We start from the raw sequence: 21843 nt of genomic DNA on the forward strand, positions 1-21843 counted from the left end.
GTCGGTCACCTCGTCACGGGAGTGCTCGCCGCCCTCCGGGCCCGGCTGGCGGCCACGATGACGTCGACGCAGGCGTCGATGCTGAAAGCGGTGGACTCGATCATCAGGTGGTAGAGGCTCGGGTCCTCACCGTCGACGCCGTAGGCGTCGCGGACGTACCCGATCCGGGCCCGGTCGTTGAGCCGGATGCGCCGTTCGGCGGTGCGCCGGTCGACCCCCTCGACCTCCATCGTGCGCGCCACCCGGGCCGCGAACGGCCCGCCCAGGTGCACGTGCAGCGCGCCGGGCACGTCCCTGAGCACCACCGCGCCGCCGCGCCCGAGCACCACCCCACCGGTCCGGCGACTCTGGGCGAGGAACCGCGCGATCTCGGCCCGGATCCGACGCTCCTGTTCGTCAAGGTGCCTCGACGAGCCCGGGCCGTACGTCACCACGGGCACCCTCGCCAGCCACGCGAACAGTCGATCGGCGCGGCTGTGCGGCTGCTCGTCGACCGCGCCGATCGCCTCCGCCGGGACGCCCATCCGTTCGGCGACCGCGGCCGGGATGGCGCGGTCCAGGTACGGCACTCCGAGTCGGTCGGCGACCCGCGGGGCGATCGTCGTCCCTCCGCTGCCGTAGCGCGAGGCCACGGTGACCACGGGCGGCAGCGCGGGCGGGGCCGGGGTAGGGGGACGGCCAGCGCCGGGGGCTCCGGCCGGGTTCGGGCCGTGCGGTGGCACGGCGACCGGATCAGGTGTGTTCATCCGCCACCTCCGGGCGGTGTGCCGGGGACCGTCCGCGGCGCCGGCGCCGGCGCCGAGCGGGTGGCGGCTGCCGCCGCGGGCGTGGTCGGGGCCAGTGCCCCGGCGGCGGACTCCAGCCCGCGTACGAGCCCGGGCAGCGAGGCGCGCAGCCGCGCGTAGGTGGCCACCAGGTCGGGGGGAGCCTCGACCGGGGACTCCGGCGCCGCGTCGGGCGGGGAGAGCCGGGCCGCGGCCGTACCGAGGCGGGTCGCGTGGCCGAGCGCGACCAGCCCCAACGCGGCCGCGCCGAGCGCGGTACCCTCCGCCTCGCCGACCACGGTGAGCGGCCGGGCGAGCACCGCGGCCATCGTCTCGCGCCACAGCGCCGCGCGGAAGGTGCCGCCGGTGGCCCGTACCGCGGTCACCGGCCAGAGCCGGTCGAGCTGATCGACGACGGCCCGCAGTTGCAGGCAGACCCCCTCGACGGCGGCGCGGATCAGGTGCGCGCGGGTGTGCTGGGCGCGTAGGCCGAGGATCGCGCCGGGCAGGTCCGGATCCCACAAGGGCGCGCGTTCGGCCACCAGGTAGGGCAGCACCACCAGGCCGTCGCTACCGGCGGGCGCGGTCGCGGCGAGGTCGAGCACCTCCTCGTCGTGGTGCTGCTCGGGCGGTCCGGTGAGCAGGTCCGGCGTCAGCGCCCGGCCGGCCCAGCGGACGACGAGCCCGCCGTTGCTGATCGCGCCACCGACCACCCACGCCGAATCGGTCAGCGCGTAGCAGAACAGCGTCCCCCGGTCGTCGACCTTCGGCTCCGGGATGACCATGCGCACCGCCCCGCTGGTGCCCAGCGACAGGCCCGCCACGCCGGGCGAGACCGCGCCGGTGCCGAGGTTGCCGAGCGGGCCGTCGGCGGCGCCGGCGACCACCGGTGTGCCGGCGGGCAGGCCGATCCGGGAGGCCGCCGTCGCCGCGAGTGTGAGCGTGGCGGTGGTGGGCAGGATCGATGGGAGCTGCTCGGCCGAGATCCCGGCGAGCTCGACCGCCGCCGGGCTCCAGGTACGCGTCGCCAGGTCGAGCATCCCGGTTCCGCCGGCCGATGACAGGTCGGTGGCGAGCGTGCCGGTCAGCCGCCAGAGCAGGTAGTCCTTGAGCCCGAACCACCAGCGGGCGGCCGCGCAGGTCCGCCGGTCGTGGCGGGCGAACCACATGAGCTTCGTCAGCGGTGTCATCGGGTGTACCGGGATGCCGGTGTGCCGGTGCAGCTCGGCGGCCTGACCATCGGTACGCAGCGCCCTCGCCTCGCCGTCGGCGCGCGAGTCCGCCCAGATCACGAGCCTGGTGACCGGGCGCATGACGGCGTCGAGGCCGATGAGCCCGTGCATCGCCGCGCTGACCGAGATGCCGAGCACCTCGGCGTCGCCGACGCCGGCGACGCACTCCGCGAGCGCTGCCGCCGCGCACTCCGCGATCCGCTCGGGGTCCTGCTCGTACCAGCCGGGGACCGGCTCCACCACGGGGTACTCGCGCAGGGCCAGTCGGCGCCAGTCCGAGTCGAGCCCGAAGGCCACCGCCTTCGCGGCCGTCGTGCCGACGTCGAGTCCGATCATCACCCGCGGAGGTGAGCGCTGCGGCGAGGTCATCGCACCCCTTGGCGCTGGAACCGGTCCACGTCGGCGAGGACCGCCGCCACCAGCGCGTCATCGTCGCCGAGCGCGCGGTCGAGGCTGGCCAGGACGCGGGGCACGGCGTCCCGCAGCGGACCGGACGCGCGGGGCACCACCTCATCGGCGCGTGCGTCGTGCACCGGCGCGCCCTGCCCGCGCAGGTGACACACCCACGCGGCCAACACGAGCACCGCGCCCCGGGGCATGCGCCCGGCCGACCGCTGTGCGCGCAGCACCGGCAGGATGCGTTCGGCCAGCTTCTGCGAGCCGTCCGCGGCGATCTGCTCGAGGCGGTGGTGCATCCGCGGGTTGGCGAAGCGCTCCACCAGCGCGTCGCAGTAGGCCTGAATGTCGGCGGCGGGCTGGTCCAGGTGCGGCGACGCGTCGGACCACCACTGCCGCACCCAGCGCCGGCAGGTGTCGTCGCCGATCGCCTCCGCGACGGTGGTGTGCCCCCGGATCGAGCCGGCGTACGCCAGCAGCGAGTGGGCGCCGTTGAGCAGCCAGAGCTTGCGGTGCTCGTACGGGGTGATGTCGGCGGTGAAGGTGGCGCCGGCCTCCTCCCAGCGGGGCCGCCCACCGGGGAAGGAGCCGCTGAGCACCCACTCGGAGAACGGCTCGGTGGCGACCGGGGCGCGGTCGTCGCGGCCGGTGGCCTCCGCCACGACGCGCAGGTCGTGCGGGTCGGCGCGCGGGGTGATCCGGTCGACCTCCGTGGTGACGGTCGAGACGTGGTCGGACATCCAGTCGATGAGCCCGGGGTCGACCAGCTCGGCCACGTCGCGTACGACCCGGGCGGCGATCTGGCCGTTGCCGGCCAGGTTGTCGCACGGTACGAGGGTGAGCGGCCCGGCGTCGGCCCGGCGCCGGGCGGCGATCCCGGCGAGCAGGCGCGCCGGCGCGGTCTGCACCGACGCCGTCAGGTCGCGGCGCAGCGCCGCCACGTCGTCGCGGACCTCCGGGCGGTCGCGGTCGAGCCCGCCGTCGGGGCCGCGGAAGTACCCGGCCTCGGTGACGGTCACGGTGACGGCGACGACCTCGGGGGAGCCGAGCAGGCGCAGCCAGGAGTCGTGGTCGACGCCCGGGCACGCCCGCGACAGGCTGCCGATCACCTCGAACCGGTCGCCGTCGGCGGCCCGCGTCACCAGCGTGTACAGGCCGTCCTGTGGGTCGAGCAGCTCCGGCAGGCGGCGGCTGCGGCCGGTGAACGCCGCGATGCCCCACTCCGGCGCGTCCGGGGCGTGCTCGGTGTACCAGGCCTGATGGGCCCGGAAGAAGTTGCCCAGCCCGAGGTGCACCAGCCGGACCGGCGCGGCTACCCGTCCCACCCCGGCGCGCCGGGACAGCTCGTGGTCGTTCATAGCTTGAAAACCCTCGTCGGCTGCGTGGAGACCAGGTCGACCGCGGTCTGCGCGGCCTCGTCCTCGGACAACCGGTAGTCGGCGACGAGGCGGGCCAGCACGCCGGCGTCGACGCGCCGCGACAGGTCGTGGCGGGCCGGGATCGAGCAGAAGGCCCGGGTGTCGTCCACGAACCCGGAGGTACGGGTGAAGCCCGCGGTCTCACTCACCGCCTCCCGGAACCGGCGCTGGGCCGCCGGCGCGTCCAGGAACCACCAGGGCGACCCGACGTACAGCGACGGGTAGAACCCGGCGAGCGGCGCCAGCTCCCGCGACCAGACCGTCTCGTCGACGGTGAACACGACCAGGTGGAATCCGGGGTACGTGCCGTACCGGTTGAGCAGCGGGCGCAGCGCGTCGGTGAACTCGATCCGGATCGGGATGTCGTGGCCGGTGTCGGGGCCGTACCGTTCGAAGGTCGGCAGGTGGTGGTTGCGCCGCACCCCCGGGTGCAGCGTCATCACCAGCCCGTCGTCGCACGACATCCGGGCCATCTCGGTCAGCATGTGCCGGCGGAACGCCACCGCCTCGTCGGGCGTGGCCGCGCCGGCAAGCGCCGCCCGGTAGATGCGGGCCGCCTCGGCCGGCCCGAGCGGATCGGTTCGCGCGTCGGGGTGGCTGTGGTCGGTCGACCGCGCGCCGTGGGCGATGAAGTACCGCCGGCGCTCCGCCAGGGCCTGCAGGTAGCCGGGGTAGTCGCCGGTGTCGACACCGGCCGCCACGCCGAGCCGGGCGACCGCGTCGGGCCATCCCGGCTGCGCCGGCTCCAGGTACGCGTCGGGCCGAAACGCCGGGATCACCCGCCCGTGCCAGGTCGGGTCGGCGGCGAGCGCGGCGTGCGCGGCCAGGTCGTCGCACGGGTCGCTGGTGGTGACCAGGACCGCGAGACGGAAGCGGGCGTACAGCGCGCGCGGCCGGTACGCGTCGTCGCGCAGCCGCGCGGACACCTGGTCGTAGATGGCGTCGGCAGTCGCCGCCGACGGGCGCTCGGTCACCCCGAAAATCTCCGCCAGCTCGGCCTCGAGCCAGTAGCGCACCGGGGTGCCGCGGAACACCGGCCAGTGTTCGCACAGCAGCCGCCATACCCGCCGCGCCGCGTCCGGCGACAGCGGCCCCTGGCCGACCCCGAGATCCGCCAGGTCGACTCCGTCGGCGTGCAGTAGCCGGGTGACGTAGTGGTCGGGCGTGACGAACAGGGTCGCGGGATCCGGGAACGGCTGGTTGTCGAGTAGCAGGTGCGGATCGACGTGACCGTGCGGGGAGATCAGCGGCGCGTCGCGTACCGCGTCGTAGAGCCGGCGGGCGATGTCCCGTACGTGCGGCTCGGCCGGCAGCAACCGGTCGGGGTGGAGTGCCAGTTCGACGGCGGTCTGGACACCCATAGGTCAAGCATGGCCACGCCGGCTCCGGCCTCGCCAATCGGATTGTGCGTCCGCGGGTGGGGAAATTGTCCTGGACACACCCATCGGCGGGAGCTTCGCGAAGGAGCCGGCCATGACCGAGACAGCGCCGCACACGCGGCAGGGGACCGCTGTGGCGAGGATCGGTGGGCCCGGGGTGACGCTCTCCGACGAGCAGGTCCGCGCCTTCGTCCACGAACAGCTCCGGGAGGTCGACCTGGACGGGCGCAGCCTCTGCGTCCTGGTATCCGACGGCACCCGTACCTGCCCGCTGCCGCTGTTGCTGTCCGCGTTGCACGGCGCCGTCCACGGCCGCGTCAGCCGGCTGACCGTCCTGGTCGCGCTCGGCACCCATCCCGCGATGACCGAGGCGGCGCTCGCGATGCATCTGGGCTACCCCGAGGGCGGGCTGCGGGAGCGCTATCCGGACACCGCCGTGCGCAATCACGAGTGGTGGGACCCGGCCACCTTCGTCGATCTCGGCACGATCACGGCCGACCGCATCGCCGAGCTGTCCGACGGGATGCTGCGCCAGCGCGTGGACGTACGGATCAACCGGGCCGTGGTGGACCACGACCTCACGGTCATCGTCAGCCCCGTCTTCCCCCACGAGGTCGTCGGGTTCTCCGGTGGCAACAAGTACCTGTTCCCAGGGGTTTCCGGGCGGGAGCCCATCGACGTCTCGCACTGGTTGGGCGCGCTGATCACCAGCGCCAGGATCATCGGAACTCGTGGCGTCACCCCGGTCCGGGCGCTCATCGACGAGGCCGCCGCGATGGTTCCCGGCGAGCGGCTCGCGCTGTGCATGGTGACGGGTGCGGGGAAGGCCCGCTCGGAGCCGGAGGAGATCGCACCCGCCAAGGCGGCCCAGACACCGGCGGACCTGCCACCGGCCGGCGAGACCGCGGTCCGCCTGCACGCCATGACGTTCGGCGAGCCGCAGGCCGCCTGGGCGGCGGCCGCGGACGTCTCGGCCGCCACGCACATCCGCTACCTCGACGCCCCGGTGCACAGGGTGTTGTCGATCCTCCCGACCCGGTACGACGACCTGTGGACCGGAGCCAAGGGCTTCTACAAGGTCGAGCCGATCGTCGCCGACGGCGGCCAGGTCGTCATCTACGCCCCGCACATCCACGAGATCAGCGCGACGCACCCCCAGATCGCCGAGATCGGGTACCACTGCCGCGACTACTACGTCAAACAGTGGGACCGGTTCTGCAACTACCACTGGGGCGACCTGGCGCACTCCACCCACCTGCGTGGCGCCGGCACCTACGACCCCGAGCACGGCGAAGACGACCGCGTCACCGTCACCCTCGCCACGGGTATCCCTGCCGACCAGGTCCGCGCGGTGAACCTCGACTACCTCGACCCCGCCTCGATCGACATCGGGGCCTGGGGCGCGGACCCGGACACCCTCGTCGTCCCCGACGCCGGTGAGGACCTGTTCCGCCTGCGCTGAGCGGTCGGGTCCCCCGCGGCGTCCGGGCACTGCGCGGCAGACCGCAGGCGAGGCGATCGCCGCGGCTCACCCGGCATACTCCCGAACGGGCAGGCCGCGCACGCCGACCGCGGCCCGGAACAGCGAGCCGGCCACCGGATCGTCGCCGGCTTCGAGGCCTTCGCGTGACGTGGTGATGAACAACGTGTCCAGGTGTGGGCCGCCGAACGTGCAGGCGGTGACCATCCTGGTCGGTAGCTCGATCACCTCGTCGACCACGCCGTCCGGGGTGTAGCGGCGCACCGCACCGCCCTTGTGGAGCGCCACCCACACCCCTCCGTCGGCATCGACCGTCAGGCCGTCGGGGCGGCCAGCCTCGAGCGGGATACTCACAAACGGGCGCCGGCCGGTCAGTCCGGAGCCTCGGTCGTAGTCGAACACGGCGACGCGCTGGGTGGCGGTGTCGTTGTAGTAAGCGCGGGTGCCGTCCGGGCTCCACTCCAGGCCGTTCGAGATGGTCACTCCGTCCAGCACCACCTGTACGGACCGGTCGGGGTCGAGCCGGTACAGCGCGCCGGCGCCCGGTCGCTGGTCGTACGCCATCGATCCGCAGTAGAAGCGGCCGTCCGGATCGCATCCGCCGTCGTTCATCCGCACGCTGTCGTCGGTCCACAGTTCGGGCAGGTGGGTGAGCGTGCCGTCGGCGTCCTCGACGGCAAAGCCCCGCTCGACGCCGATGACAGCACCGCCCCGGCGGCGCGGCCGAACGGCGGCGGCGACCCGGCCGACGTGGCGCCGGGTGATCGTCGCGTCCGTTGCCAGGGACAGCACATCGCCGGCAAGCATGTCGACCCAACGCAGCCCGCCCCAGAGCGAGGACCACACGGGCCCCTCGCCGTGGTAGGTCACCGGGCCGGTTACCTGGTCAGGACGCACTCGTTCGCCTCCGACGGTACGTGCCAAAGCTACCAGCGAAGGGTGGTGCCGACCCTGTCGCCGTCGGCGGCCTCCTCGCCGTCGCCACTCGAGCCCCGCGGCCGTCGCCACTCGAGCCCCGCGCTCCGGCGGCATCCCGCCGAGAACGACGTGTCCGGTCCCGGCATACCCGACCACCCGGCGGGCAGGTCGCCCGGTACGGGATCGCCCAGCGGCCCAGCCGGCGGGTTCGGTGCTCATCCGGTTGGTGCGCCGACCGCGCGAGCCCGGGACGACGCGGAGGAACCCCATGACCACCGGTATCGCCACGACGTCGACGTCGAGTAGTCCCCTGGCCGAGGTCCCCGTCGAGGGCCAGCGCAAGGTCCGCCGCTGGGGAATCATCATCACACTGGGCAGCTTCCTGTTCGGCTACGACACCGGGGTCGTGTCCGGGGCGCTGCTGTTCATCCGGCGCGACTTCGGCCTCAACGCCCTCGAACAGGGCTCGGTGGTGAGCGTGCTGCTGCTGGGCGCGATCGTCGGCGCGCTGGCCACCGGGCGGGTGGCCGACCGGATCGGGCGGCGCAAGACGCTGTTCGGCCTGGCGGTGGTGTTCGTGATCGGGATCGCGGTCGCGGCGCTCGCGACCGGCTACGGGATGCTGCTGGTGGGCCGGATCGTGATGGGCCTGGGAGTCGGCGGAGTGTCGGCGATCGTGCCGACGTACCTGTCGGAGATCTCGCCACCGCAGATCCGCGGCCGGGTACTGACCCTCAACCAGTTACTCATCACCGTCGGCCTGCTCGTCTCCTACCTGGTGGACCTGGCGTTCAGCGGCGCGCAGAACTGGCGGGCCATGTTCGCCGTCGGTGCGATCCCGGCGATCGCGCTGGCCCTCTGCTGCGCGCGGCTGCCCGAGTCGCCCGCCTGGCTGATCACGAACGGGCGAACCGCCCGGGCGAAGGCGATGATCGAGTCGGTCGTCGACGCGCCGACCGCCGACGCTTACGTCGAGGGGTTCCAGCGGCAGGAGGCGCAGCGGCGGCGGGAGCGCGCGCCCGAGGAGAAGCAGGGGCTGCGCGTCCTGCTGGCGCCACGGGTTCGCGCCGCGCTGGTCGTGGGGCTCACCCTCGCCGCCATCCAGCAGTTCGGCGGGATCAACACGATCATGTACTACGCGCCGACCATCATGGGGGAGACCGGCCTGAGCGCCTCGAACTCGATTGTCTACTCGGTGTTCATCGGGGTCATCAACCTGGCGATGACGGTCGTGTCGCTGCGGCTGATCGACCGGGTCGGGCGCCGGCCGCTGCTGCTCGCGTCGCTGGCGGGCATGCTCGTCACGGTGGCGCTGCTGGGGCTGTCGTTCGTGGTGCCGCTCGGCCCGGTCGTCACGCTGGTGTTCATGCTGCTGTACATCATGTCGTTCGCGATCGGCATGGGGCCGGTGTTCTGGGTGCTGCTGGGCGAGATCTTCCCGCCCCGGGAGCGCGCCGAGGGCGTCGGCGCCGGCTCGATGGTGAACTGGCTGTCGAACTTCGTGGTGTCGCTGGCGTTCCTGCCGGTGGTGACCGCGATCGGGCAGGGGCAGACGTTCTGGGTGTTCGCGGTCATCTGCGCGGTCGGGCTGTGGTTCGTCGCGCGCTACGTGCCCGAGACCCGCAACCGCAGGTTCGACCAGGTCAACGCCGACCTGCAAACGCGCTGGACCGGCCGGGCGCGAGGCACCGCGCCGCAGCCCGCGTGAGCCCGACGTCGCGCGCGCCGGCTGAATGGGCGCGCGGTGCGGCTGGGTAGGGAACCGGTCATGACACGGCGGCGCGGCCGACACGACGGTCAGAGCGGAGCGAGTCTCCATACGGTGCTGACGGCCGTGGGGGCGAACGTTCTCGTCGCGGTGGCCAAGGGCGTGGCCGCGCTGGTCACCGGATCCGCCGCCCTGTGGGCCGAGACCTTGCACTCGATCGCCGACACCGGCAATGAGCTGCTGTTGTTTGTCGGCCTGCGCCGGTCGAAGAAGAAGGAGGACTTGGAGCATCCGTTCGGGTACGGCCAGGAGCGCTACTTCTGGGCCTTCCTCGCTGCGCTCGGGATCTTCCTGATCGGTGGAGTGCTCTCGATCATCGAGGGTGTCCGCAGCCTGCTGCGACCGGAGCCACTGTCCTCGCCGTGGGTCGGCATCGCCGTGCTCGTCGCCGCAGCGTGCTTCGAGGGGTACTCGTGGGGCGTGGCGCGCCGGCAGCTTCGCGTCCGCGCCCGGGAACTGCACCGTACCCTGGCCGAACATCTGATCCGGGCATCCGACCCGACCGCGACCACGGTGTACCTGGAGGACAGCGCCGCGCTGGTCGGTATCGCCCTCGCGCTGGCCGCGCTGGTCCTGCACCTTCTCACCGGTTGGGCTGGATGGGACGGGCTGGCGAGCATCTGCATCGGGCTGCTGCTGATAGCGGTGGCGGCGCTGCTCGCCCGCCGGTCGAAGGCGTTGCTCATCGACGAGTCGGCGCCCCAGGACGTGGTGCGACCGATCCGGGACGCCATCGTCCGGCCCGACTGGGTCGCTGACGTCCGAGCCCTCGACGTCATCTTCGTGGGCCCGGCGGAACTGTTGGTGATCGCCCGCGTCGTGCCGGTGCCCGACGCTGTCGAGGTGCCAGCGCGCGACCTGGTCAAGCGCGTCGACGGGTTGCGCCAGGAGTTGCTGCGCGCGCCGGCCATCACCGAGGCGGCCGTCACCGTCGAGGACGTCCCCCGGTGAGCGCTCCGCGTGCTCACTGGCGCGGGTGGTGGGGGACCAGTGCGACGAGGTCGACCACCTGGCGGGTGACTTCGAGGTCCTCCCGGGCGGTCACGACGACCGTGCGTACCCGTGCCCCGTCCGCGCTGATGTCGGCGTCCGCGTGCGCCGCCTCGTTGGCGTCCGGGGCGACGCCCACGCCCAGGTACGCCAGGCGGGTCGCGACGCGGGCCCGGACGACCGCCGCGCGCTCGCCGATGCCGCCGGTCATCACCAGCACGTCCAGCCCGCCCACGGCGGCCGTCATCGCCGCGATCTCCCGGCACAGCCGATGGATGAACACGTCGAACGCCAGCGCGCAGTCAGGATCGCCGGCGGCCCGGCCGGCGAGCACGTCCCGCAGATCACCGGAGGTACCCGACAGGCCCTTCAACCCGGACCGGGTCTCCAGCGCCTCGTTGAGCTCCCCGACAGGTACGCCGCCGTGTTGCAGCAGCCACATCAGCAGCCCCGGATCCACGTCACCGGAGCGGGTCACCATCACCAACCCGGCCAGCGGGGTGAACCCCATCGTCGTGTCCAGGCAGACGCCGTCGCGGACCGCGGCCAGCGACGCCCCGGCGCCGAGGTGGCAGGAGACCATCCGGGTACCTGGCAGCGGGACACCGGCGAGCTCCGCGGCCCGCCGGGTGGCATAGGAGTGGGAGAGGCCGTGGAAGCCGTAGCGACGCAGTCCCCAACGCCCGTTCCACTCCCTCGGCAGCGCGTAGGTGTACGCCTCGGCGGGCAGCGAGGCGTGGAACGCTGTGTCGAAGCACGCCACCGCCGGGGTCTGCGGCAGCAGGTCGGCCACCACCCGGATAGCGGCGACCGCGCGCGGGTTGTGCAGCGGCGCGAGATCCGTGATCGAGTCCAGGTAGCCGAGCAGTTCGTCGTCGACGCGGGCGGGCGCCCGGTACCGCGGCCCGCCGTGCACGACCCGGTGGCCCACCGCGTCGATGTGGCCCACGCCCTCGACGAACTGCCGCACCGGCTCGATATGTGCCCGGCCCGTCCAGCGCTCCACCGTGGTGGCGGCGTGCACGGCGCCGTCCGGGGACACCAGCGACAGCTTCATGCTGCTGGAGCCCGTGTTGACCACCAGGACCCGCATCGGTTACACCGGCTCGGTCAACGGCGCGTTCGCCACCGCCGTGGCCGGCCCCGGGATCCCAGACCACTGCCAGTCGCGGATCTCGGGCATGTCCTCGCCGTGGGTGCGGACGTACTGGCGGTGCTCGATCAGCTTGTTGTGCAGCCACTCCCGGTGATGCCCGGCGACCGGCCAGAGCCGCGGCACCCGGTCGATGACGTCGATGGCCAGGTGGAACCGGTCGATGCGGTTCAGCACGCACATGTCGAACGGCGTCGTCGTCGTGCCCTCCTCGAGGTAACCGCGTACATGCAGGTTGTCGTGGTTGGTGCGCCGGTAGGTCAGCCGGTGGATGAGCCACGGGTACCCGTGGTAGTTGAAGATGATCGGCTTGTCGGTGGTGAACAGCGCGTCGAAGTCCCGGTCCGGCAGCCCGTGCGGGTGCTCGCGCTGGTCCTGCAGCCGCATCAGGTCCACCACGTTCACCACCCGCACCCGCAGGTCCGGGAAGAAGCCGCGGAGCAGCTCGGCGGCGGCGAGGACCTCCATCGTGGGTACGTCCCCGGCGCAGCCCAGCACCACGTCCGGCTCGGAGTTGCCGTCGGTGCTGGCCCACTCCCAGATCCCGATGCCCTTGGTGCAGTGCACGATCGCGTCCTGCATGTGCAGGTACTGCAGCTCCGGTTGCTTGCCGGCGACGATCACGTTGATGTACTGCCGGCTGCGCAGGCAGTGGTCGGCCACGGACAGCAGCGTGTTCGCGTCCGGCGGCAGGTAGACCCGGATCACGTCGGCCTTCTTGTTGACCACGTGGTCGATGAAGCCCGGGTCCTGGTGGGAGAAGCCGTTGTGGTCCTGCCGCCACACGTGGCTGGTCAGCAGGTAGTTCAGCGACGGGATGGGGTGCCGCCACTCGATGCCGTTGGTGGTCTTCAACCATTTGGCGTGCTGGTTGACCATCGAGTCGACGATGTGGATGAACGCCTCGTAGCAGGAGAAGAATCCGTGCCGGCCGGTCAGCAGGTACCCCTCCAGCCAGCCCTGGCAGGTGTGCTCGGACAGGATCTCCATCAGCCGCCCGTCGACGGCGAGACCCTCGTCGTACGGCTCGATGCGGGCCATCCAGGTCCGGGCGGTGGCCTCGAGGATGGCGGTCAACCGGTTGGAGTTGTTCTCGTCCGGGGCCAGCACCCGGAAGTCGCGCATGTTGTCGCGCATGACGTCGCGCAGGAAGGTGCCCAGCAGTCGGGTCGACTCCACCGCGCCGGTGCCCGGTGCGGTGACCGGTACGGCGTAGTCGCGGAAGTCCGGCATCCGCAGGTCGCGCGAGAGCGGGCCGTCGGGGTTGGTGTGCGGGTTGGCGCTCATCCGGCGCTCGCCCGCCGGATGGAGATCCCGGATCGCGGCCACCGGCGCGCCCGAGTCGTCGAACAGCTCCTCCGGCCGGTAGCTGCGCATCCAGTGCTCCAGCACCGCCCGGTGGTGGGCGTCTCCCCGGGCGTTGCTGAACGGCACCTGGTGGGCGCGCCAGAACCCTTCCACCTTCAGCCCGTCGACCTCCGCCGGCCCGGTCCAGCCCTTCGGCGAGCGCAGCACGATCATCGGCCAGCGTGGCCGTTCGGTGGTCCCCTCGGCCCGGGCCCGGCGCTGGATCAGGGCGATCTCGTCGAGGCACCGGTCCAGGGCGGCCGCGAAGTCCTGGTGCATCTGCGCCGGGTCGGAGCCTTCCACCAGGTACGGGGTGTACCCGTACCCGCGCAGCAGTTCATCGAGCTCCGTGGGCGTGATCCGGGCGAGGATGGTCGGGCTGGCGATCTTGTAGCCGTTCAGGTGCAGGATCGGCAGCACCGCGCCGTCCCGGCACGGGTCGAGGAACTTGTTGCAGTGCCAGCTGGTCGCCAGCGGTCCAGTCTCGGCCTCCCCGTCGCCGACGATCGCGGCGACGATCAGGTCCGGGTTGTCGAAGGCCGCGCCGTAGGCGTGTGACAGGGAGTACCCGAGCTCGCCGCCCTCGTGGATCGACCCCGGTGTCTCGGGCGCCACATGGCTGGGGATCCCGCCCGGGAAGGAGAACTGGGTGAACAGCCGCTTCATCCCCTCGGCGTCCTGGGACACGTTGGGGTAGACCTCGCTGTAGGTGCCTTCCAGCCACGCCGCCGCCACGGCTGCCGGCCCGCCGTGGCCGGGGCCGATCACGTACATCATGTCCAGGTCCCGCCGCATGATCGCGCGGTTGAGGTGGGCGTAGATGAAGTTGATGCCCGGGGTGGTGCCCCAGTGCCCGAGCAGCCGCGGCTTGATGTGTTCCGGGCGCAGCGGCTCGCGCAGCAGCGGGTTGTCCATCAGGTAGATCTGTCCCACCGACAGGTAGTTCGCCGCCCGCCACCACGCGTGGATCCGATCCAGCTCCTCCCGGTCGAGCGGGCGCTCCAGCGTGGCGACCGGGGCCGCCGTCGTCTGCGTGTTGTTCATGGCCGTCCAGGCCTTCCCTTCGGTACGGCGCGGCGGGCGTCACCCGCGACGGCCCACCTGCTCGCGTCGCCGGGTGAGTTCGTGGCGGCCCAGGCCGGCCACATCGACCTCGTCCAGTGAGGTGACGACGAGGTCGGCGTGCGCGCCGACCAGCAGCTCCCGGTCGTCGCCGCGGGCGACCCCCAGCGCGGCCATCCGGCCGGCCTTCGCGGCCTGCACGCCGCTGACGGCGTCCTCGACCACGAAGCACTGCTCCGGCTGGACGCCGAGCTCGGCGGCCGCGGTCAGGAAGATCTCCGGATCCGGTTTGCCGTGCGCCAGGTCCCGCCCGGACAGGTCGGCGTCGAAGAAGTCGCGCAGGTTCAGCCCCGGCCGGATGAAGTCACAGGTCAGACCCTCCTGCTGCGCGAACGTGTCGAGCCGGATCTGACTCAGGAAGCGGTCGGCGTTCTTCGACGACGAGGCCGCCGCCGTGGGGATGCCCGCCGCCCGGACGGCCAGCACGAACGCCAGCGCGTCGGGGTACGCGTGGAACTCCCGGGCCTCGATCAGCTGGACCAACTTCCGCTGCTTGTGCGCCGCGTAGGCGTCCACCCGGTCCGGAGCGTCCGGGACCTTGAAGTACTCCAGCGCCGCCAGCGCCCCGCTCATGCGAGGCTTGCCCGACAGGACGCGTTCGTAGACCTCCGGGGTGAAGCGCTCGTCGGACCACTCGCTCCGATCGCGGATGTCCGCCCACTCGCCCTCCATCAGCTCGCGTAGCGACTCCTTCCACGCCCGTTCGTGCGGCGAGTCGACCAGGACGCCGTCCACGTCGAAAATCGCGCCCTGGAATCCCTCGGTGGGCATGGTGGGCTCCCTCCCCGGTTCGTGCGGGCTACCGGCCTACCGCGGACGGCTGCGCCGCGAGCGCGAACCGGCAGTCGCTGCCCGGCCCCAGTTCGCGGACCTCGTCGCCGACGCCGACCCGCAGCGGACCCCGGAAGCCCTCGGCCTCCGCGAGCACCGTGAGCTCGTCGTCTTTCACGCCTACCCGCAGTGAGGTCCCCCGGAACCTCATCGTGAACGCGACCCCGTCGAGCCGGTCGAGCAGCCGGGGTTCGAACCGCAGGACACCGTCGGCGACGCTGGTACCGACGTAGCTTCGCTGCAGCAGGTCCAGGGTCCCGGACATGACACCCATGTGGATGCCTTCCTTGGTGGTCCCGCCCTGCACGTCGCAGATGTCGCTGTTCAGTGCCACCATGAACCGGTCCCAGGAGCTGGCGGGGTCGAGGCCGGCCAGTACACCGGCGTACGTGACGAAGCTGAGCGTCGAGCCGTGGGAGGTGCGCCGGTCGTAGTAGTCGATGGTGCGCCGGGCCAGGTCGCTGTCGTAGCGGTAGCCGAGCCGCTCGAAGATCGACCGCAGCTCGTCGTGGCCGAACAGGAAGAACAGCATCACCGCGTCGGCCTGCTTGGACACCTTGTAGCGATTGGGGTCCTTGCCCTCGGCCCGCAGGATCCGGTCCATCCGCTGGATGTTCGGGTACGCGGCGCGGTAGTGGTCCCAGTCGAGCTCCTCCAGATCGGCATAGCCCTCGAACTGGCTGATGACGCCGTCGTGGAAGGGGATGTACATCCGCCGGCTCATGTCGTCCCAGGTGTGCAGCTCCTCGTCGGTGACGTCGAGGCGGGCCCGTAGCGCCGCGCACCTGCTGGGCGGCAGCAGGTCGAGCACCTGCGGCGCGGTCGCCGCGATCCACGCCACCATGGTGTTGGTGTAGGCGTTGTTGCGCAGGCCGGGCTGCCGGGCTCCCGGGTACCGCTCGTGGAACTCGTCCGGCCCCATCACCCCGTGGATCTCGTACCGCTGCCGGTCGGGGTTGTAGTGGGCGATCGAGGCCCAGAAGCGCGCGATTTCCAGCATCAGCTCGGCGCCGTAGTCGCGCAGGAACTCCAGGTCGTCGGTGGCCTGGTAGTACCGCCAGACGTTGTAGAAGATCGCGGCGTTGACGTGGCGTTGGTTGCGGCTCTCGTCGGGCTCCCAGCGACCGGACAGCGGATTGAGGTGGATGGTCTGGGTCTCCTCGGTGCCGTCGCTGCCGCTCTGCCAGGGAAACATGGCGCCCCGGTAGCCCGCCTCGCACGCGGCCGCCCGGGCCTCGGTCAACCGACGGTACCGGTACAGCAGCAGTGCGCGGGTGATCTCGGGTAGGCGCAGGTTGAGGAACGGGTACACGTAGAGCTCGTCCCAGAACACATGCCCCCGGTAGGCCTCGCCGTTGAGGCCGCGCGCCGGAACCCCGGCGTCGTGCCGCGCGGTGTGCCGCGAGCAGACCTGCAGCACATGGGCGACGTGGAAGCGCAGCAGCAGCTGTGCGCGGGGCTCGCGGGGGAGCTGGACATCGCAGACGTCCCACAGCTCGGCCCAGGCCGACTCGTGCGCGGCGAGCGCCGTGGCGAAGTCGGGGTAGCGCTGCACGTGCCGGCCGGCGGCGGTCAGCGGCTCCGTGATCGCGTTGTCGTGGGAGGTGAACAGCGAGACCATCTTCTCCACGCGGGTCTGGTGGCCCTGCTCGACGTCGAAGGCGAGGACCTGCTGGATGTAGTCCTCCTTCTGGTAGAGGTCGCGGTCGACGTCGGCGGGCTCGCCGTCGTGGAACACCCGGGTACGTGCGGCGTCGGCGATGTAGATGTCGGACTGGCGGGTCTGCACCTTCAACGCGATGACCTCGTCGCCGAACGTCCGCGGCGACACCGGGTCGAGGTGGCGACCCTCGAGCCCGCGGTAGCGCGCGACGATGCGGTTGGTCATCCGGCCGTCCAGCGCGCTCACCACCTCGGCGCGGCCCGACCAGTTCTCCGGGATCAACGTCCACTCGAGCCCGGCCTGGTGGCTGTGGACCATGCTCACGAACCGGCGACTGCGCAGGCGGGTGACGCGTCCGGCGTGGTCACGGAACCGCAGTTCCCGCTGTACCAGCGCCGACCGGATGTCATAGGTGTGCCGGTAGTCGAGCAGCTCGACGTTGTCGAGCCGGATCGCCTCCTCGCCTTCGATCCGCAGCTTCAGCACCAGCCAATTGGGCAGGTTGACCAGGTCTTCGTTCCAGATCGGGATACCGCCGAAGATCGTGGTCTCCCGGTTGAAGCCGCCGTGGGCGTAGGTGCCCGGGTAGTGCACGTCGCTCATGTCCTCCCACTCGGCCGTCCCGCGGGTGGAGAAGTAGCCGTTCCCGGTGGAGGTCAGCGCCTCGCGCAGCTGCTCCGAGGCCGGTTCGAAGCGGTCGTAGGCGATGGTGAAGTCGTACATGGCGCCCCCCATGAGCGCGTCGGGTGCGGTCAGCGTCCCAGCCGGGTCAGAAATTGCTCCACTTCCCCGGTGGAGGCGAGGACGAACTCGGCGTCGGTGGCCCGGCCCGCCACCTCAGGGTCGTCCGGGCGGCCGACGAGAATGCCGATTCCCCGTCCGCGCAGGGCACGGAACGCGTCTTCGTCGGTGATGTCGTCACCCAGGTAGAGCGGGACGACGTCGGGGGAGTCGAGGCCGAGGACGTCCATGAGGAAGCAGACGGCTCTGCCCTTGTTCCAATCGATCTTCGGCTGGAGCTCGTAGACCATCTTCCCCGGCGTGACCTTGAGCCGGTCGGGCTGTTCGGCCAGCAGTTGCCGGACGAGCGCGGCGACCTGTTCGCGGCCGGAGTCGGTCGCGAGCCGGTAGTGCACGGCGACCGCCGCGCGCTTGGGCTCCACCTTCACCCCGGGGATCGTCCCGACCTCGGCCAGCACCCGTCCGGTCACCGACGCGATGAGACCCTCGAAACCCGCGGCCGGGTTGTCGGGGATCGTGCCGATGCGCGGGCTCCAGATGTCGAAGCCGTGGCTGCCGGCCACCACCAGGTCGTCGAGGCCCATCAGCCGCTGGACGACCGCCCGGTCGCGACCACTGACGACGCACACCGGGCACCGGGTGGCCAGCGCCCGAACCGTGTCGCGCATGCTGTCGGACATCACGGCGTCCTCGGGCCGGTCGACGATGGGCGTCAGTACGCCATCGTAGTCGAGGAAGGCGGCGGGACGGCGGCCGGCCAGTCGGCGGACGAACGCTCCGTCATCGTGGAGCGCGTTGGGCAGGTCACGGACGGTCACCGGGCTCATGCCGGGACACCTCCTGCTTGCCGGCACCCTTCGCCGCGTCTAGGCGGTGACCGCGATGGGCGGCCGGATGACCAGCCACGTCCCCCACCCCGCTACCGGGGGCTTGAGGGCGCCACCGCGACCCCTCCCACGGTAACGCGATCACCGAGCCGCCGGCCGGCTTGGTCGGCGAACCCGCGCAGGCCGCGTGATGTGAACGGTTGCTCGGAGTCGCATCCACAGAGGACGGTGTGCTCTCGGATCATTCTGCGGGGATCCCTGGGCGACCTATCTCGCAGGCGCCGGAACTTACATATGTATGTCGGCATACCTAATCTAGGGGTGTGGGTGAACTCGGCATGGACGACGCGGCACTCGCGGCAGGGGTGGTGGAAGTGGCGCCGCAGCTGCACCGCGTCCTGGAACGGCGCGCGGACGCTGACTTCGAGCACCCGAAGCCGCCCGAGGTGCAGCTCGCCGTGTTACGGCTGGTCCAGGAGCGCCCTGGTGCGACGGTCCGAGAGGTGGCCGACGAGCTGCAGCTGAAACCCAACAACGCCAGTGCGCTCGTTTCCGCGATGGTGACTGCCGGCATGGTGCGCAAGGAACCGGACCAGCGGGATCGACGCGTGGTGCACCTGTACGTGACCGACGAGGCCCGCGGTCGGGCCGAGGCGGCCCAGGCGTTGTTCACCGGCTACGTCGCGGCCGCGCTGGGCGCGTTGGAGCCTGCGCAACGGGAGGCGATCCGCGCCGCGTTGCCCGCTCTCGGCGCGCTCGCCCGGGAGATTCGCGCCGCCGGTCGCTGAAACGCCCCGCCGTTCGTCGGGGATCCCCGCACACTCACGCCCTCGCAACCCGAAACCGTACCCCCGCCCGCGCACGCACGACCGCCGGGCGCCGCGCCTGCCGGGGTCGGCAGGTTGGCCACCGTTGCGGGCCTGGGCACGCGGCAATGGCATTTCATCTTGGTTAATCGCACCGGCCGGATCTATGGTGGGCGCGTGAGTTCGGCCGCGCACCATGCCAGCGACGTCACGGTGGTGACGCCGGCGTGGCCCGCTGCGCTCCTGTTCGGCTCAGTGCAGCCGGCCATTCGGCGGTTGGCGATGCGTGTCGTCACCGGTTCGTACGCGGCAAGCGCGTCGGCCACCTACGGGCTGCCGAGCCCGGTGCCAAGCGGTCGTAGCCCACCGGCGGTCGAACTCATCTCTCCGACGTAGACGCAGCCACCAGGGCGAAGCTTCCCCGCTTCGGCCCTTTTTCTTTTTGAGGAGACATGGCATGAGTACCGACGTTCATGGCACCGCTGACCGCGAGTGGATCGGCGGTCTGCAGGTGATGCTGACCGAGGATTTCGAACGGCTGACGGCTCGTCTTACCGAGCTCACCGCTGACAGCGGCGATTCCGCCGACGCATACAACCGGGATGCGCTTGTCGCGGCCACCCGGCAGAACCTGGACAACATCACCGGGGCGCTGCGCCGCATCGCCGATGGCACCTACGGCACCTGCGAGAAGTGTGACGGCGTGATCCCACGCGAACGGTTGGAGGTCGTGCCGCACGCCCGCTTCTGCGTCCCGTGCCAGCAGAAGCTCAGCGGTTACTGAACGAGGGCGGGGTCGTCGTCGCACCCGCCACGACGACCCCGCCGCCACCGGAAGGAAACATCCACCATGTACGTCACGAGCAGGCAGGGCGAACTGGGCGTGCTGCGCATCGTGTTCGAGGAGCAGTACGAACGGCATCTCACGCAGCTGGCGCTGCTGGCCCGGCAGCCCGGTGAGCGGGGGCGCGAAGAGACCGGCGGTGACGCCGCCGCAGCGGTGACCGCGACGTGCCGGCTCGCCTTGGCGGAGATCGGCCGGGCGTTGCGCTACCTGGAAGAGGGCCGCTACGGCACTTGCGAGCGGTGCCACGCCGACATCGAGATCGAACGACTCGCGCACCAGCCGTCGGCCCGGTTCTGCGACTCGTGCGAGTCCGAATCCGGTCGTCCGCAGCAACCGTAGCCGTCACGCCGTGTCATCGCGGTGCCGCCACCGTGCGCCGCGCCGCGATCAACGATCGGTCCGGATCGGCCGTGCTGCAGCCCCCAGTCCCACGGTGACGGTCCCGGCCCGGCTTGCCGGGCGCCGGCAATGTGCGCGCGGGCGTATCTGCTGGTCAGACACCTTTCGGGGGGCGTTGAACCAGGACACCCTGGTAGGCGCAAGGTGCATCACGGAAGCCCTGCAGAGCGCCGGGTATTCGCCGGGATGGCGGCCAGACGATCCAGTCGTCCGGCGGACCAGGCCCGCAGCCGTGACACCACAACTGGTGGAGGGTCTACCTCCAGGCAGGGGGAGCTGTGCGTTTCTTGAGGCGTCCGTTCGTGCTCACACTGGCTGCCGGGGTGTCATCGTGCGACTCGCGGCCGACCGCAGGCGACGCACGTGTCCGCCGGCAGTGCCACGTTGCGTACTGCCGACAAACACCAACCATGCGCAGAGGCGCCCGGTCTCGCCGTACAAGCAACGATCACCGAGTTGGGAGAGGCGTCATGTCGCAATGGTCGGCAGGTAACGTGACGATCGCGGGAGTGGTTGCGGCACGCGATGCGGCCGCCGGCGGCCTGCCCGGCCATGCCGCGTTCGCCCAATCCGCCGCGGACCGGCGGATGGGTCAACCGTGTTGCTCGCCCGCCGGTGCCGCGGTGGACCGCCTGCCAGGCCATGCCGCGTACGCAGGCAAGACAACCGGATCGGCGACCGTGTAACGATCAACCGCACGAGGGCTTGCCGGCGCCGGCTGACGCGGCAGTGCGGGTCGATCCGCCTGCTGCTCCGCGAACACGTTGCTCCTGCGCCACGGAGATCGCCGGAGCGGGGACGGGTCAGGACGAGCGGCCCGGTATCTGGGTGTCGCGAACGATCGCGACCGGGCAGGTGGCATGGTGCAGCATCGCCTGACTGACCGAGCCCAGAAGCAGTCCGGCGAATCCGCCCCGGCCGCGGGAGCCTACGACGACGAGTTGTGCCTCCTCGGCGGCCTTGAGAAGGGCCTGGCGAGCGCCGGTATGAACGAGTCGGCCCCGTACCGGCACAGCCGGGTACGCGTCGCGCCAGTTGCTGATCGCCTTGGACAGGACGTGTTCGTGCGCGGCCTCGACCTCGGAGGCGCAGTCGACCGAGGGTGTTCCGACGACGGGAACGACTCGTGCCGGCATCGTCCAGGCGTACACGGCGGTCAGGTCGGAACCGCGCAGCGCGGCCTCTTCGAAGGCGAACCGTACCGCCATGTCGCTCAATGGTGAACCGTCGACACCCGCGAGCACGTCGCCGCTGGGGGAGGCGCGTCCGCGGGCGACCAGGACCGGGCACCCGGCGTGCGCGGTCAGTTCCACCGCCACTGACCCGACCAGCAAGCCCTTGAAGCCGCCGAGTCCCCGGTTGCCGACCACGACAAGTGCGGCGGCGCGCGACTGGTCTATCAGCGTCGTGGCGGGAGGCCCCTCGACCGCGTCGCCGCCGACGTCCAGGGCGGGTGCGTTCGCGGCGGCGCGGCCCATCGCCTCCCGCACGATCCGTTCTGCTTCGAGGCGCACATCGGCTTCAGGCGGGTAGGCCGCTCGTACCCCGGGCACGCCGAGGTCTGGCCGGGTGAACGCGGAAACTACACGTAGCGGGAGATCTCGCATGGCAGCCTCGCGGACTGCAAGGTCAACCGCGTCGAGGCTTTGGCTCGAGCCGTCGACGCCGACCACGATCGGTTGGCTCATCGGTTGCCTCCGTCGGGTGCGGACAGGATGAGGTTGTACCGATGGTCATCACCGCCACGACGGTGACCGTGATG

The 21843-nt window shown here is 71.5% G+C and carries 18 protein-coding genes; 7 read left to right on the plus strand and 11 right to left on the minus strand.

The features are described from left to right. Positions 1-5: 5 nt before the first annotated feature. Genes HC031_RS16755 through uxaC form a run of 4 tightly spaced genes read right to left on the minus strand, consistent with a single transcriptional unit; the run spans position 6 to position 5171 of the window. Positions 6-746, minus strand: a complete 741-nt coding sequence (locus HC031_RS16755; protein WP_205862841.1) for a cytidylate kinase-like family protein — start codon at positions 744-746, stop codon at positions 6-8. Further along, entirely contained in the window at positions 743-2332 is a 1590-nt protein-coding gene (locus tag HC031_RS16760) for a gluconokinase (protein WP_240942616.1), read from the minus strand. Before HC031_RS16760 ends, HC031_RS16755 begins: the two co-directional genes overlap by 4 nt. Before the next feature lie 29 nt (positions 2333-2361). After that, positions 2362-3750: a mannitol dehydrogenase family protein gene (locus tag HC031_RS16765; RefSeq protein ID WP_167926261.1), complete on the minus strand. Its 1389-nt coding sequence runs from the start codon at positions 3748-3750 to the stop codon at positions 2362-2364. Next, the gene (gene uxaC / locus HC031_RS16770) at positions 3747-5171 is read right to left on the minus strand and encodes a glucuronate isomerase (RefSeq protein WP_167926262.1); all 1425 of its coding nucleotides are present in this window, start codon (positions 5169-5171) and stop codon (positions 3747-3749) included. The genes HC031_RS16765 and uxaC overlap by 4 nt, the downstream gene beginning before the upstream one ends. Before the next feature lie 112 nt (positions 5172-5283). Here uxaC and HC031_RS16775 point away from each other — a divergent pair, with 112 nt between their 5' ends. Further along, complete coding sequence (locus HC031_RS16775; RefSeq protein ID WP_167926263.1) at positions 5284-6651, plus strand: lactate racemase domain-containing protein; 1368 nt, start codon at positions 5284-5286, stop codon at positions 6649-6651. Between the two features lie 66 nt (positions 6652-6717). On the opposite strand, the gene HC031_RS16780 is transcribed toward HC031_RS16775, so the two are convergent. Next, positions 6718-7566, minus strand: a complete 849-nt coding sequence (locus HC031_RS16780; RefSeq protein WP_167926264.1) for an SMP-30/gluconolactonase/LRE family protein — start codon at positions 7564-7566, stop codon at positions 6718-6720. Positions 7567-7855: 289 nt separating this feature from the next. Between HC031_RS16780 and HC031_RS16785 the strand changes: the two genes are divergently transcribed. Further along, positions 7856-9295, plus strand: a complete 1440-nt coding sequence (locus HC031_RS16785; protein ID WP_167926265.1) for a sugar porter family MFS transporter — start codon at positions 7856-7858, stop codon at positions 9293-9295. A 114-nt stretch (positions 9296-9409) separates the two neighbouring features. After that, positions 9410-10306 carry a cation diffusion facilitator family transporter gene (locus tag HC031_RS16790; protein WP_338090694.1) on the plus strand — a complete coding sequence of 299 codons (897 nt, stop codon included), beginning with the start codon at positions 9410-9412 and terminating at the stop codon, positions 10304-10306. Between the two features lie 13 nt (positions 10307-10319). Here HC031_RS16790 and HC031_RS16795 read toward each other — a convergent pair whose 3' ends face one another. Genes HC031_RS16795 through otsB form a run of 5 tightly spaced genes read right to left on the minus strand, consistent with a single transcriptional unit; the run spans position 10320 to position 18029 of the window. Then, positions 10320-11438 (minus strand): acetate/propionate family kinase, encoded by a 1119-nt coding sequence (locus tag HC031_RS16795; RefSeq protein ID WP_167926267.1) that lies wholly within the window; start codon positions 11436-11438, stop codon positions 10320-10322. 3 nt (positions 11439-11441) lie between these two features. Next, a complete protein-coding gene (locus HC031_RS16800) occupies positions 11442-13889 on the minus strand; it encodes a phosphoketolase family protein (RefSeq protein ID WP_167926268.1) in 2448 nt (815 codons plus the stop codon). Positions 13890-13928: 39 nt separating this feature from the next. Continuing rightward, the gene (locus HC031_RS16805) at positions 13929-14738 is read right to left on the minus strand and encodes an HAD family hydrolase (protein WP_167926269.1); all 810 of its coding nucleotides are present in this window, start codon (positions 14736-14738) and stop codon (positions 13929-13931) included. Positions 14739-14766: 28 nt separating this feature from the next. Continuing rightward, on the minus strand, positions 14767-17184 hold the full coding sequence (locus HC031_RS16810; RefSeq protein WP_167926270.1) for a glycoside hydrolase family 65 protein: 2418 nt from the start codon (positions 17182-17184) through the stop codon (positions 14767-14769). A gap of 29 nt (positions 17185-17213) precedes the next feature. Further along, the gene (gene otsB / locus HC031_RS16815; protein WP_167926271.1) at positions 17214-18029 is read right to left on the minus strand and encodes a trehalose-phosphatase; all 816 of its coding nucleotides are present in this window, start codon (positions 18027-18029) and stop codon (positions 17214-17216) included. A gap of 323 nt (positions 18030-18352) precedes the next feature. On the opposite strand from otsB, the gene HC031_RS16820 reads away from it, so the two are divergent. From HC031_RS16820 to HC031_RS16835, 4 genes are all read left to right on the plus strand, one after another. Then, positions 18353-18817: a MarR family transcriptional regulator gene (locus tag HC031_RS16820; protein WP_167926272.1), complete on the plus strand. Its 465-nt coding sequence runs from the start codon at positions 18353-18355 to the stop codon at positions 18815-18817. Between the two features lie 114 nt (positions 18818-18931). Then, complete coding sequence (locus HC031_RS16825; RefSeq protein WP_167926273.1) at positions 18932-19231, plus strand: hypothetical protein; 300 nt, start codon at positions 18932-18934, stop codon at positions 19229-19231. Positions 19232-19292: 61 nt separating this feature from the next. Further along, a complete protein-coding gene (locus HC031_RS16830) occupies positions 19293-19619 on the plus strand; it encodes a TraR/DksA family transcriptional regulator (RefSeq protein WP_167926274.1) in 327 nt (108 codons plus the stop codon). A gap of 66 nt (positions 19620-19685) precedes the next feature. Next, the gene (locus HC031_RS16835) at positions 19686-20021 is read left to right on the plus strand and encodes a TraR/DksA C4-type zinc finger protein (RefSeq protein ID WP_167926275.1); all 336 of its coding nucleotides are present in this window, start codon (positions 19686-19688) and stop codon (positions 20019-20021) included. Positions 20022-20884: 863 nt separating this feature from the next. Here the strand turns inward: HC031_RS16835 and HC031_RS16840 are convergent. Further along, entirely contained in the window at positions 20885-21769 is an 885-nt protein-coding gene (locus tag HC031_RS16840) for a universal stress protein (RefSeq protein WP_167926276.1), read from the minus strand. Positions 21770-21843 lie beyond the last annotated feature (74 nt).

The organism is Planosporangium thailandense (genome assembly GCF_011947195.1).
In the GTDB taxonomy this organism is placed as follows: Bacteria; Actinomycetota; Actinomycetes; order Mycobacteriales; family Micromonosporaceae; genus Planosporangium; species Planosporangium thailandense.